Source organism: Bartonella sp. AA83SXKL, assembly GCF_042196965.1.
Classification (GTDB): domain Bacteria; phylum Pseudomonadota; class Alphaproteobacteria; order Rhizobiales; family Rhizobiaceae; genus Bartonella.
Genome location: NZ_JBHIRG010000023.1, coordinates 1 through 14389, shown reverse-complemented (window position 1 = coordinate 14389; position 14389 = coordinate 1). Strand labels below are relative to the sequence as shown.

At 39.4% G+C, this 14389-nt stretch carries 7 protein-coding genes and 1 pseudogene; 3 read left to right on the top strand and 5 right to left on the bottom strand.

Annotated elements, in window-relative coordinates; genetic code table 11:
- Positions 1-726 precede the first annotated feature (726 nt).
- Positions 727-1095, top strand: coding sequence for a helix-turn-helix domain-containing protein (locus tag ACFINO_RS08045; protein ID WP_375634545.1), 369 nt, complete (start codon positions 727-729; stop codon positions 1093-1095).
- Positions 1096-2308: 1213 nt separating this feature from the next.
- On the opposite strand, the gene ACFINO_RS08040 is transcribed toward ACFINO_RS08045, so the two are convergent.
- The 3 genes and pseudogenes from ACFINO_RS08040 to ACFINO_RS08030 all read right to left on the bottom strand — a co-directional run bounded on the left by ACFINO_RS08040 (position 2309) and on the right by ACFINO_RS08030 (position 5248).
- The gene (locus ACFINO_RS08040; protein ID WP_375639979.1) at positions 2309-2704 is read right to left on the bottom strand and encodes a hypothetical protein; all 396 of its coding nucleotides are present in this window, start codon (positions 2702-2704) and stop codon (positions 2309-2311) included.
- Between the two features lie 670 nt (positions 2705-3374).
- A pseudogene (locus ACFINO_RS08035) lies at positions 3375-4608 on the bottom strand (MFS transporter).
- A 514-nt stretch (positions 4609-5122) separates the two neighbouring features.
- Entirely contained in the window at positions 5123-5248 is a 126-nt protein-coding gene (locus ACFINO_RS08030) for a hypothetical protein (RefSeq protein WP_375631859.1), read from the bottom strand.
- Positions 5249-6164: 916 nt separating this feature from the next.
- Between ACFINO_RS08030 and ACFINO_RS08025 the strand changes: the two genes are divergently transcribed.
- Positions 6165-6536: a helix-turn-helix domain-containing protein gene (locus ACFINO_RS08025; RefSeq protein WP_375655397.1), complete on the top strand. Its 372-nt coding sequence runs from the start codon at positions 6165-6167 to the stop codon at positions 6534-6536.
- Between the two features lie 238 nt (positions 6537-6774).
- On the opposite strand, the gene ACFINO_RS08020 is transcribed toward ACFINO_RS08025, so the two are convergent.
- Positions 6775-7914 carry a hypothetical protein gene (locus tag ACFINO_RS08020; RefSeq protein ID WP_375655396.1) on the bottom strand — a complete coding sequence of 380 codons (1140 nt, stop codon included), beginning with the start codon at positions 7912-7914 and terminating at the stop codon, positions 6775-6777.
- 859 nt (positions 7915-8773) lie between these two features.
- The gene (gene clpB / locus ACFINO_RS08015; RefSeq protein WP_375655395.1) at positions 8774-11353 is read right to left on the bottom strand and encodes an ATP-dependent chaperone ClpB; all 2580 of its coding nucleotides are present in this window, start codon (positions 11351-11353) and stop codon (positions 8774-8776) included.
- A 460-nt stretch (positions 11354-11813) separates the two neighbouring features.
- Here clpB and ACFINO_RS08010 point away from each other — a divergent pair, with 460 nt between their 5' ends.
- Positions 11814-12845 carry a DUF3472 domain-containing protein gene (locus ACFINO_RS08010; RefSeq protein ID WP_375655394.1) on the top strand — a complete coding sequence of 344 codons (1032 nt, stop codon included), beginning with the start codon at positions 11814-11816 and terminating at the stop codon, positions 12843-12845.
- Positions 12846-14389: the final 1544 nt, after the last annotated feature.

The window sequence follows — 14389 nt, the reverse complement described above, 5'->3', positions numbered from 1 at the left end:
GCATAAGGCATAAGGCATAAGGCATAAGGCATAAGGCATAAGGCATAAGGCATAAGGCATAAGGCATAAGGCATAAGAATATAATGAGATAATTTTTAAGATACAAAAAAATGCTCTCATTTTCCAAATCTTTTAATTGTTCTTGCCAATCCCTTGAATTTACTTTATCACTCAAAAGGTGACTTGATCGTCTACGCAGCGATCAATAGGGAGTTGAAGCCCGAAAACTCAAACGTTAATTTACCCCACTTTGTGGGTATCCCGGAGTTCCGGGAGTTTTTGCTATGTCCAAGTGCTTGTCAGCACTAAAAGCAAAAAGCTGATTTGAGTTCAGTGCTTTCAACCTCCCGGAATACTCATGCGAGGGCGCTCGCAACTGGAGGGGAGCTTGAAGTGCAAACTAAAAATCCAGATTTCGCACTTTTTTAAAAAGTACCCAATCTTATAGTCTTTGAAATTATTTTGATTTTTCTTGCCAATCTTCTGAAATTGCCTTATGAATTGATCTGTGTTTTTGATCGTCCACGCAACGGTCAAATAGGGATTTGAAAGCCCGAACGCTCAGTACATAAATTTATCCCGCTTTGCGGGTATCCCGGAATTCCGGGAGCTTTTGCTATGTCCAAGTGCTTGTCAGCACTAAAAGCAAAAGGCTGGCTGAGCTCAGTGCTTTCAAACTCCCGGAATACTCATGCGAGGGCGCTCGCAACCGGAGGGGAGCTTGAAGTGCAAACTAAAAATTCACATTTTAATGACATTTCAATAGGTAAAAGAATCCGTCACAGACGCATTTCAATGGGGCTTTCTCAAAAGGAATTAGGAAGCTATTTAGGTGTCAGTTTTCAACAAATCCAGAAATACGAAAAAGGATCTAATCGTGTAAGCGCGGGGTGTTTGCTCGAAATTGCTAAAAAACTAGAGGTTCCTATGAACTTTTTTTATGCGGACCTTTTAACAGCAGATATTCCCACAAAAGAACATGCCTTACACCACGATCAAGACACATACAGCGAAAAAGAACACGCACTTTTGAAAAACTTTAGAGAGCTCGAAGCGAAAAAACAAAAAGCAATCTTGTGGTTGATTTCTGATTAAGCAAAAGCCCATCAATCGACATCCGTTGCCAATATTCCCCTCAGCCTAAAGCCTTGCCCGCCTGATACCACCATATCTCAAAAAACGGTTTACGACATCATAGGATAACAAACTTCAAAATAGGATAAAAACACCAAAACCTTAGAAAAACATCCCCACCCCTCTCACAGAATCTTATCAAAAGACTCTTCTGATTTAAACGCACAATTCCGATTGTATCATTATGATACCTTTTTACATTTACCTTGTCAAGTTTTTATATTTTTGTGTTTTTCTTTAAGGAAGCCACATCCCTCAAAACACCCTTTCCTGCAAAATTCCCCTCATACAAAACACAATGTCTAAAACAACAAGAGCTAAAATAGGATTTTTCCTAAATAGCCTTCCCCCTCTAAATGGGCTTCCCCCTAAATAGGCTTTCATTGTATTGCTCATTCACCCACTTATTAAAAAAACACCTCTCAATGCTTCTCATACCCATTTCACGGATATCCCCCATACAAATATAGATGCAACTATAATTGTTAAGCTCCGCATAGAATATAAACGCCCACCACGATTTTTCTCTCTTCACATCTCTTTACACATCAGCTCTGCAATCTGTTCACAGCCATTCCCCACACACTCTTCTCCAGAAAACGCACTTCAACAACACTCTTCATCCCAACTTTCTCCTCCATTCACGAAGACACTTCCCCCAATCCTTCCCACCACATTCCATGCCATGATAAAAGCTCTCACAAAGCACAAATCCTCCGCTTCATTTTACAGATTCACATTTTTACGCTTTTACATCATTACAGAACGCAGCCAAAGGAAACTCCCAAACCACCACGCGATAATTTGATAAAAACAAAACACCTTTACAACAATCTCAAACAACAGATTTCTGTAAAGAGCTCATATGAATTTGATTGATCAGATCTGACTATTAGATTGGCATATAGAGCCGTAGAACAGAAAGTAATTTTCTATAAGACAGAAACGATAAAAGCGCTATATAACTGAGACAGAACATGAAGAAATGCAAACAGATAAAACGACATCTTTCTTCGTTACAACACTGAAATTGTAAACGAGACGATGAATAACTATCGTCTGAATATGCAATTTTCACATCTGCAAATTTTTATTGATTAATTCAATCCCAACACTTCCCCTGAAACACATTTCTTCATTATCTACTTCTTTGAGACAAACCGGCAAAGGGGTTTCATCTATTATAAGTACGGAAATAATAACGGGTTACTCCAACCTCATCATAAGAAACCATAGACATGATACCTGTCTTTATTGGCGTTATTTGATAAGTCAAGATTACACCATTTTGCTGTTTGTTTGGTTGATCTGTATAGATCACGTTATATCCATTCCGTCGCAAGAGATCAATAAATACAGGAGTAAAGTTGTCTTCTGTTTTATTTTTTTTCACAATAAGTGTTGTTGTAGCGGGCGGTAAAGGTTTTTTAAGATTACGAACAAAATCGTTAGCAATTAATTTTACATCATCTTTCGTAATATTTGAACTGACATAACTTGATGAATAATTACTGATAGATGCACAACCAGCCACCAATACAAGCGGTAACGGAAATAAATATTTTGACATCTTAACTCCCCTATTAATTGCATTCTCTTCTGAAAAGCTCCTACACCAGAAATAAGAGCCTCCTTTCAAAGAATAGCCTTAACAACATACTGCTTTACTATCAAGCATTAGTTAATCACTTTCTCGCTTGTTAAAAAAACGACCACCATCTCTCATAGTACTCAAAGCTTATGTTTAAGACACAAAATATATATGTTAAAAGTACGAAAAAACACATGTAAAGCATGTAGTATACATATAGTATATGTATACTTACTTTCATGGTGTGTTGCATTACATAAACCAACGCACAGCACCCTTCATTTCCCCTCCATTCACGAAAACACTTCCCCCCAATCCTTCTCACCACATTCCGCGCCCCCAAAAGCCCAAAGTGACCAAAAACACGCACAATATATAAACCACAAATCCCCCACTTCACTTTTACAGATTCACATTTTTACGCTTCTCCACATTTACAGAACGAAGCCAAGGAAAGGTTCACCGCCCCGTACCACTCTATAAACAACGGTCTGTAAAGAATTCAAATGCTTGCCTAGCAAGTTTCCACCACTGACCACTCATTCGTTTCAGATCACCCCCCTTCAAAAAGCGGTGTTTTTACCTCATGAATAAGATAATGAGCGAACCGTCTTTAGAAAAAAGAAACGGCATGGAGATATCAAATATATCAATGGTCGTCATCGACTGTCGTGTTAAGAGGTGTTAACTCTTTATTTTTCTTAATTTTTACAACGCCAATAATTCCCGTGGAAATAATTAATGCGGACATAGCTAAAAAAGAGCTTAACAATCCCACGAGTGCCAAAAGTCCAGCAATAAAGCCAGACATTGCTTCGGCAGAGTTCGCTAAAGTTGAAAAGGTTCCAAAACTCTTACCAAAATCTTCACGACGAGAATATAATTGAATAGCTGAGACTAAACCAATATCCACAAAGGCACCAATAAATCCCAGAACAAATGCTAACACGAGAAGGAATTTTAAATAAAGTCCAGCAGCTAAAGGCATAACAAACAGGATAACCCCATAAAGAAGCCAAAATATCATGAGCTTCAACGATGTAATATTTAATATAATTTTACTATAGAACAAACCACCAACAATAGTTCCAACAGCCATGAGAGAAAAAATATAACTCACAAGGCTCTCCTCTCCCCCCACAAAAAGAACAAAAGCTGGAATTAAAAATCTTAAAATAGCACCCGTAAAGAGAATAGCAAACGACGATCCAACGAGCGTAATAAATAAATTATTATTTTCTGTAGAAATATATTTAAGATATGAAGCTGTTTCTCGATAAATTTTTATAAAATTGAATGATTTATTCTCGCTTGAATTTAAATTCATGAGATTAAATAACATGATAATAGATATAAAATAGGTAAAAAAATCAAAAATGAGTACTGCCGATTTATTTGCTAAAAAAAGCAGTATGGAACAAACCAAAGGGCCAATGACGGCTGCCGTTTCCATGATAATTTGAGCAATGCTATTGGCCTTTGTAAGATCTTTTATTGAAAACATTCTGGGAATAGCAGCTTGAAAACTTGGTTGGAAAATACTTCTTCCTATCGTTGTACATATTGCTGCAAAAATAAGAACAATGATATGTGCCGTACCTGTTATATAAGTTATAAAAACAAACAATGAAGCTAATAATCTAACAACTTCACTTAAGATCATATTTTTCTTCAAAGAAAAATTATCCGCTAACCAACCTCCTAGGGCCAAAAAAGAGAAAAGGGATAAATCGAAAAAAATACACAAGACCTGTAAAAAAGGTGTTATCTGTTAATTCTAAGACCAGTAAAATAAAAACAACTTCATAAGCATAATCACCAACTTTGGAAATAAAGAGAGAGCAAAAAAGAGCTAATGGACTCTTTTTTAAAAACAAATTCATATCAACCATCCAATTTTAAACTTTGCTACACTTAAAGTTACACTTCCTTCGCTACAATTGGTGATATGAACTTCAAAAGAGTTGTTTATTCTAATAAATCGCTTAATAAGTTAAGTGAAAATTTTTAAAGAAATACTCCTCTTGATATAAGCATTTACTCTAATATCAAGTAATATCTTTAAAAAAAGAAAGAATGTAAAAATTATGAGATCACAATCTTCCATATTATTACATTGACCTCCACCCCACGTCTCAAAGAATGAAAATTCCCAACCAGCACTAGTCTACAATCCCACAATAAAAAGCAACTTTCCCCACAAAATAAAGCTTACACCCAACCACTTCTCAAACGACAGCACGTCATCAGGCTCGACAAATCAAGCCCTATCTTCTTAAAGCCGCCATCCTTCACGCATCTCTTTGCACCACCGCCTTACCCACACTCTCCCCCTATCCATGCGCACTCTCTTCATCCTCCATTCCCCCTTTTTTCTCCCATCACACACTTAACAACTTAACACCCCTCTTCCCTCCAGCTTCCCCCTCCATTTATGAAAACACTTCCCTCCAATCCTCGCACCACATTCCACGCCCCCAAAAGCCCAAAGTGACCAAAAACACGCACAATATATAAATCCATAAGTCCTTCGTTTCACTTTTACAGATTCACATTTTTACGTTTTTACATCTTTACAGAACAAAACCAACGAAAAGTTCACCACCCCGCACAGCTCTATAAACAATAGTCTATAAACGAATCCAGCTTTTTGCCTAGTACCCCTTACAGTCTTCAGACGCCCCCCTCAAACGACAACACTTCATCAAGCTCAACAAATCAAGCCCTGCCCTCAAATATTCTAGCTCTTCACTCCCCCTAAAAGAGCAGTGTTTTACGGCATAATAGAATAGAAAATTTTTGATTTTTCTTGCCAATCTTCTGAAATTACTTTATCACTTAAAGTGTGATTTTGATCGTCCACGCAACGATCAATAGGGAGTTGAAGACCCGAAACCTAAACATAAATTTATCCCGCTTTGCGGGTATCCCGGGATTCCGGGAGTTTTTGCTATGTCCAAGTGCTTCTCAGCACTAAAAGCAAAAAGCTGAGTCAAGTCAGTGTTTTTAACTCCCGGAATACCAATGCGAGGGCGCTCGCCCCTAGCGGGGGGCTTGAAGTGCAAACCAAAAATCCACATTTTATCGACATTTCTGATTAAGCAAAAAACGCGATTTATAATCCATATTTCGCACTTTTTAAAAAGTACCCAATCTTATAGTCTTTGAGATTATTTTGATTTTTCTTGCCAATCTTCTGAAACTACTTTATTACTTAAAGGGTGAGTTTGGTCGTATACGCGACGATCAATAGGGAACTGAAAGCCCGAAACCTCGATACATAAGAATGAACCCACTTTTGTGGGTGTCCCGGGATTCCGGGAGATTTTGCTATGTCCAGGTGCGGTAAGCACTAAAAGCAAAAGGCTGACTGAGCTCAGTATTTTCAACCTCCCGGAATACCAATGCGAGGGCGCTCGCAACCGGAGGGGGGCTTGAAGTGCCAACTAAAAATCCACATTTTATCGACATTCTGATAGGCAAAAGAATCCGTCACAGACGCATTGCAATAGGGCTTTCCCAAAAAGAATTAGGAAGCTATTTAGGTGTCAGTTTCCAACAAATCCAAAAATACGAAAAAGGCTTCAATCGTGTAAGTGCCAAATGTTTACTGGAAATCGCTCAAAAACTAGAAGTTCCTATGAACTTTTTTTATGCAGACATTGCCACAAAAGAAGATCTTCCCACAAAAGAAACCCTCTTACACCACAATCAAGAAACCTATAGCGAAAAAGAACACACCCTTTTGAAAAATTTTAGAGAGCTCAAAGCGAAAAAACAAAAAGCAATCTTGTGGCTAATTTCTGATTAAGCAACAGCGCAACGATCAACGTTATTCCATTCATATCCCCCCTTAAGTCAAATTCAAACCAGCTTCCCCTCAAACAACAGCACTTCATCAGGCTCAATAACTCAAGCCCTGCCCTCAAATATTCTAGCACACCACGCCCCCTCAAAGAGCAGTGTTTTACGGCAGATAGGATAATCAGCTGCATTTTTGTTGTCACTTATAATTTTCCAATGACTTTTGAATGCCTCAATTAGTCTTTTTATAGCACTTTCACTCTTTTTAAAGCTTCTTTCTCTGCTTCTTCTTTTAACTTCATGTCATTGGCGCCTTCATACCTTTTTATTGTTTTTTCAATCTGATCATCAGTCCCTGCTTTAAAAACAATCATTGTTTCAAACGGACGAAATAATGACGATTGCGAAATATGAAAAAAGATATTCGTGCTCAAATTGTTTGGATCAAACTCGCTATACCCTTTTCTTTTTAAGTCATCGATAGATATCGCTTTTTTTGACATAGCAAGACCAATAACATCGCTATTTTTCTCACCAAAATCTTTTACTTTTAAAAGGTTATTTTTAGCGTCACAAACTGTCGATATATTCATGACTTCGTTAAGAACTAGAGCATTTATATCAAATTGAGCACCTATGCCAAAAATGAATACAAGATCACGCAAAGAAAAAGCTTTTTGAAAATAACAAGCATTGTACAAACGTGAGGGAACCCCAAGACATCTGACTGCTCGTCGAATGATTTTTATAGCGAGCTCATATGATTTTTCATCTAAACGATGATCACGAATGTCTGGAATGTAGATTTCTTGTGTTTCTTGTAACGGTGCAACTTCACTGTTTACTGCACGATCAATAAGCTTTTCTAACCAATTGTAACTCTCAACATTATCCTGCTCTCGGACAGACGATCTAATCTCTTCTAAAAGATTGTCCAGCCCACACTCTTCTCTAAAAGCACGCTCTCTTCGATCACACGTCATCGTAAATGTATGGGTATTTTCTCGTTTGTCCGGTATAGATGATGCGTCAATTTTTGGATCATTCACTTTAAATGGATCAACGCTTTCTCCACTTTTAACAGATATCGAATGCTCACCTCTAATAGTATCAAAAACTCTCGCCCCTTGCTCCTCCCTAAAAGAAATGCCTTGTTCAAGAAACATCTTTAATGGATTGGAATCATCCGGTGTTAACGATATACGCTGTATTAAAGAGTCCAAAATTTCCTGTTGAAGCTTATCATCACTTATTAACGAATCTTTCCTATCCTCGTAGAAATCCTTTAAGCCTTCTGGAATACGCCGATTGTAACTCTTAACTTCCTTTGCAAACCAGCTGTTAATTAATTCCTTGTTTGTGGCTAAGTTTGTAGCTAATTTCATGAGATTATACCCCCCATTTAAATTTCAAATGATCCTTTTGATCAATAAACTCCAATACAGTTTTTATTAAAACTCTTGAAAAAAGTTCATTATCTTTTTGTTTTACTTAGTATTTACCATATTATAGTTTATTAGTAAATAAGTAAAGTAAAGTAAAATCAATTAAGATATAGATGATATTTTTAATATACACCTTCACTTAAACTTGCTTTTATAACAACGAATAGCGGAAATTTTAACCAAAACAAGTTAGAGGTCTTGTTTTTCAAGTCTTTATCTTGATTAAAAAAAACTGCAAAGGAGCAAACTTGATTGTGCAGATAATCATGCTCCATCATCTATTAGCCACCAACATAGAGTTGTGATCAATCAAACAGTTTTAAAAAACTTTTAGCAAAATTTTAAAGCAGAAAAACGCACGTCACCGAAAAAATGAGAGAGCCGTGCATTTTACGCATCCTCCACCTTTTGCTTAAACAGCAAAACTCCAATCCATCGTCAAAATATCTTCGTCTAAAATCCCCCACACCCCTTCAAAGAGCAATGTTTTACGGCGGATAAACGGCATTTCTCTTTAACGCTTTTACGCACAAAGCAATAAAGCAATAAAGCAATCCCGCTTGTGACTTCACTTATAACATTGCAAGAAAATAGTTTTCATGACAAACAGAAGTAAAAGAATCCTACGATATTCGAAAACGCTGATTTAACATGCAAAAACACCAGCCACTCCCTTTGCTTTGCAATAAAATACCGCTTGTCTCATCGTGAATTTTTCTAAATCAGCACGCTTCAAAGAGCGGTGTTTTATCGCATAATAGGATTATCACCGCCCTTTATACCATGAATTTTTCCAAACTTAATCTTCAGGCAAAAATTCCAACCGATCTCCTTGTTTTGTAATTTTCACCGTTGTCTCATCGTGAATTTTTCCAAATAAGATATTTTCCGCCAGTGGATCTTGAATTTCTTTTTGGATAATCCGTTTAAGCGGACGCGCACCATAGAGCGGATCATAGCCTTTATCGGCAAGAAATTTTCTCACCTCTGGCTCGATTTGCAAAGTTATTTTGCGTTCATTGAGCAAATTTTGCAAATGTTCTATCTGAATATCGACGATCGCTTCCATATCGTGACGTTGCAGCCTTTGAAAGAGAATAATCTCATCAATACGGTTTAAAAATTCAGGACGGAAAGCCGCTTTAACGACATTCATAACATCATTTTTTGCCTGATCGGTTGTTTGCCCTTCAGGCAAAGCAGTTAAAAACTCAGCACCAAGATTAGAAGTCATAATCAGCAAGGTATTACGAAAATCAACGGTACGTCCTTGACTATCGGTCAAACGTCCTTCATCGAGCACTTGCAACAAGAGATTAAAAATATCAGGGTGTGCTTTTTCAATTTCGTCAAACAGAATGACCTGGTAAGGTCTTCTACGTACAGCCTCGGTCAGCACCCCACCCTCTTCATATCCAACATATCCAGGTGGAGCCCCAATCAGCCGCGCCCCGGCATGTTTTTCCATATATTCCGACATATCGATGCGCAACATGGCATTGGAGTCTTGGAAAAGAAAAGCGGCAAGAGCTTTGGTTAATTCGGTTTTCCCCACACCAGTAGGACCCAAAAACATGAAAGAGCCAAGGGGACGATTGGGATCTTGCAACCCTGCACGCGCACGACGTACAGCACGAGAAACAGCTTGCACAGCCTCTCCCTGCCCAATCACACGTTTGCTAATTTCATCTTCCATCCGCAACAGCGCCTCCCGTTCTGCCTCCAGCATTCGATCAACAGGAATACCGGTCCAGCGCGAAACAATCCGCGCCACATGTTCAGCAGTAACCGTCTCTTCAACGAGATGATTTTGTTGGTCATCATTTTCCGCAATACTCAATTGTTTTTCGAGTTCAGGGATAACGCTATAAGCGAGCTCTCCAGCGCGTTGGAATTGTCCATCACGCTGTGCAATAGCCAAAGCATTACGGGCTTCTTCGAGTTGTTTTTTCAAATCAGCAGCATGCCCTAATTTTTGTTTCTCAGCCTGCCAAGCACTTGTCATCTCAGCGGACTGTTGTTCCAATGTTTTCAGTTCCTCCTGCACATTTTTCAAACGTTCTTTTGCTGTTGGCTCGACATCTGTTTTCAAAGCTTCCCGTTCGATCTTCAACTGTAAAATACGCCGATCAACAGCATCGAGTTCTTCCGGCTTTGAATCGACCTGCATGCGCAACCGCGCCGCCGCTTCATCGATAAGATCAATAGCTTTATCCGGCAAGAAGCGATCCGTAATATAGCGGTTAGACAAACGCGCCGCCGCAATCAAAGCACTATCAGCCAAGCGCACTTTGTGATGTTGTTCATATTTTTCCTTAATACCGCGCAAAATAGAAATAGTATCTTCCAAAGAGGGTTCAGGTACAAAGACAGGTTGGAAGCGGCGTGCAAGAGCAGCGTCTTTTTCGACATATTTTCGATATTCATCGAGCGTAGTAGCGCCCACACAATGGAGTTCTCCGCGTGCAAGAGCAGGTTTTAACAAGTTAGAAGCATCCATAGGACCATCAGATTTTCCAGCGCCAACAAGATTGTGCAATTCATCAATAAAGAGGATAATTTGTCCATTTTCAGCTTGCACCTCTGCCAGCACCGCTTTAAGGCGCTCTTCGAATTCCCCACGATACTTTGCACCAGCGATAAGCGCTCCCATATCCAGCGCATGAAGCTGTTTATCCCGCAAAGTTTCAGGCACATCGCCATTGATAATGCGCAGAGCTAACCCTTCCACAATAGCTGTTTTCCCCACCCCAGGCTCACCAATCAACACGGGATTATTTTTGGTCCGCCGTGAAAGCACCTGAATAGTGCGGCGGATTTCCTCTTCCCGCCCAATCACAGGGTCGAGTTTTCCTTCACGGGCATCTTTTGTGAGATCCCGGGCATATTTTTGCAAGGCATCATATTGTCCTTCAGCATGGGGGCTTGTTGCTGTTTTTCCTTTCCGCAGCGCATTAATTGCCCGATTAAGCGCTTGCGGGGTCAATCCTCCACTTGTTAAAATATCGGCTGTTTTTGCGGTCTTTTCCATGATCAGCGCTTGCAACATGCGCTCCACGGTCACAAACTGATCACCGGCTTTTTTCGCAATATCCTCAGCCAGTGCGAAAACTTTTGCCAATGGCTGAGAAAGATAGAGCTGTCCATTTCCCCCCTGCACTTTAGGCAAAGCATCAAGTGCTTCTTTTAGCGCCTTTTGAATAAGAGTAAGATCACCACCAGCGTTTTGGATAAGCGATGCAGCCAATCCTTGAGAATCGTCTAACAACACTTTCAGGAAATGCTCCGGCAAAAACTGCTGATGATCAGAAGCAAGAGCGCTATTTTGTGCTGATTGTAAAAAACCCTGCACGCGTTCGCTATATTTTTCCAAGTTCATTTTTTTTCCTTAAATCTCAAGCCATCACCACACTTTAACCTCTCCAATATTCCACAAAAGAAACATCCAGAAAGGATTATCCAGCCTCTAAAAAACACCGCGAAAAAAGCAGCAAGAAGAAGAACCATAGTGCTAAAAAGAATATGGGTTTCTACAAGCCTCATAGCAAGAGGGAGAAAAAAAATACGCTATCATTTTAAATAAAAACCGCAACTTTTCTCATACCCCCCCATCATCACTCCCCTTTTTAAACCATCACCCCTAAATTCCACCATTAAAACTTAAATTTGAACAGCAGAAAAGGAGCATGCAAAAACACTTTAAACAAAGTAGTCTTTACAGCATATAGTTTAGAGTAAACATTAAAGTATTTTCTCTAATTTTACTTAACAAAACATTGAGTATAAGCTTTAATATTTATAAACTTACACTGTCTTTATCAAAATAAAGGAGTTTGAGTATGTACCATACTGTAAAAAAGGTTACTTTAATACTTTTATTTCTTCTAATAAGTAAACCAAGCTATGCCATTTTTGCCGGCAAAGTTATTACAATAGAGCATACATGGCCTGAAAATGCATTATTTGATCTATTTGTGTTCACCCAGCAAGTAAATTACGATGGTGGGCCTAACTCCATCTATTTCTGGGGAAATAAATTTGAATTCCAAAACGGGAAAAGTGGACAAATTGGTTTTTTCAACAGGAGCGGCCGTACCATTCATTTTTCTATCTGGAATGCAACGGGATGGAAGGGTAATACATGTAAGCATTTTACTCAAGAAGGTTCAGGAGTACGATGTGAAATCAAGTTTCCATGGGAGATGGGACGCAGATATCAATTATATGTTGAAAAAAATGAAAATCTAGTTACAGCGAAAGTAGTCGATTTTATAACGGGTAAAAAAGTGAATATTGGGACCATAGAAGTACCAAATACATTTGGCAAACTCCGTAAATCTTCAAGTTTTGTTGAAGACCATTCTCGTTGGAAGAGACATCTTTCCTCTTGTTATGATTTAAGTCCGCAAAGTTCAATTTTTTTTGATCCTCAAGGCTTAAAACAAAACAAGCTACACGAAGGGAGTCTGAAAGTTTCTAATCAAGGAAAGTGCCGAGATTCTGACCTCATCCAAACATCATGTACGTTCACTTTTTGCATGACAAGTATAAGCGACCTTGGAGGTTTAGCCTCGCCTACTGCTGGACCAGAAATACAAATTTCCAATGGGAAAGATCTGTCTGCAGAAACAATTTCTAACATCTTGAAACAAAAAGAACTTGTCGTTATTCGTTCAAAAGATCGTTCTTGGGCACCCAATATCTCTTTTCCATCTCCTGATTCATTTAAGTGGAAATCAATCTTTATAGATCATCTAGCGGCTTCTAGTTCTACGCTTCACACTACTCACGGCACACAAAAGATAACCACAGGTCAAAAGATTATGTATATGTCTGATGGAAAAACTTGGAAGATTATGAAAAGAAACTAGCTTTTTTCTTCTTGATAAGCCCCCTCACTCCCCTTTGAAAACAACTGGGGGATGAGGAAGTTTTTTTCATTTCCCCACCACGGCTCCCTTTCCCAGTTATTTTTTCGAGCCCTGCTCTCATCCCTTTTAGCTCACCACATCACCATACTTTCCAGGGCATTTTCTCCATTCTCACCCCCTTTCAAAACCACAATACCCTTTAATAAAAAGCCTCACCTCCCTCTTCTATCACCCTCACACCATCCCTTCACCGCATCCCTTTGCACTACCCCCGCCTCTTATCCACACCCTCCCCCTTGTCCATAGGCACTCTCTCCATTCCACGCACTCCTTTTTCTCTCCCATCAAACATTCACGACTTACAGCACTCTTCATTCCAGCTTCCCTCCTCGATTAACAAGCTCTCGTTCTCTCCCCATTTATCTCACCCCATCCATGCAAAAACCCAACGTGCCACCAAAACACGCACAATACATAAATCCATAAATCCTCCTCTTCACTTTAACAGATTCACATTTTTACGCTTTTACACATTCACAGAAAACAGCCAACGAAAGATTCACCACCCCACACCGCTCGATAAACACTGGTCCGTAAACAATCCAGCTTCTTATCTAGGGAAGGACTACTGATCACTTCATATAATTATCACCACCCCTCAAAAGACGCGCTTTATCAGACAAGACAAATAAGCCCTTCCTCCAAATATTCTCCACATACTCTTCTCCAGAAAATGCATTTAACACCCCTTTTCATCCCAGCTTTCCCCGCTCCACTCACAAATGCATTCCCCCATTTATCTCACCACATTCCACGCCAAATAAAAGTATACACAAAGCACAAATCCCCCGCATCATTTTACGGATATACGTTTTAACGCTTTTACGTTATTACAGAAGTCAGCCAAATAAAATTTCCACATCACCACCCGCGCTGCACTGTAAACACTGTTCTGAAAACGAACCCAGCTTTTTGCCTAGTACCTTACAGTCTCCACCCCCCAAAGACAGCACTTCACCAGGCTCAACAAATCAAGCCCTACCCTGAATATTCAAGCTCTTCACTCCTCCTTCAAATAGCGCCGTTTTACGGTATAAACGAACCCAGCTTTTTGCCTAGTACCTTACAGTCTCCACCCCCCAAAGACAGCACTTCACCAGGCTCAACAAATCAAGCCCTACCCTGAATATTCAAGCTCTTCACTCCTCCTTCAAATAGCGCCGTTTTACGGTATAACAGAATAGAAAATTTTTCATTTTTCTTGCCAACCTTCTGAAACTGCCTTATGAATAAATATCGTAAGTTTGATCGTCTACGCAGCGATCAACAGGGAACTAAAAGCCCTAAACCCTAACGTACAATTGAGCCCACTTTTGCGAATATCCTTAGAATTCCGGGAGTTTTTGTTATGTCCAGGTGCGTTTCCGCACTAAAAGCAAAAAGCTGAGTCAAGTCAGTGTTTTCAGACTCCCGGAATACCAATGCGAGGGCGCTCGCAACCGGAGGGGGGCTTGAAGTGCCAACTAAAAATCCACATTTTATCG

Bases quoted from the DNA above. Each gene is read 5' to 3' on its own strand.
- ACFINO_RS08030 (WP_375631859.1), bottom strand. From the start codon at position 5,248: ATGGATTTATATATTGTGCGTGTTTTTGGTCACTTTGGGCTTTTGGGG.
- ACFINO_RS08010 (WP_375655394.1), top strand. From the start codon at position 11,814: ATGTACCATACTGTAAAAAAGGTTACTTTAATACTTTTATTTCTTCTA.
- ACFINO_RS08040 (WP_375639979.1), bottom strand. From the start codon at position 2,704: ATGTCAAAATATTTATTTCCGTTACCGCTTGTATTGGTGGCTGGTTGT.
- ACFINO_RS08020 (WP_375655396.1), bottom strand. From the start codon at position 7,914: ATGAAATTAGCTACAAACTTAGCCACAAACAAGGAATTAATTAACAGC.
- clpB (WP_375655395.1), bottom strand. From the start codon at position 11,353: ATGAACTTGGAAAAATATAGCGAACGCGTGCAGGGTTTTTTACAATCA.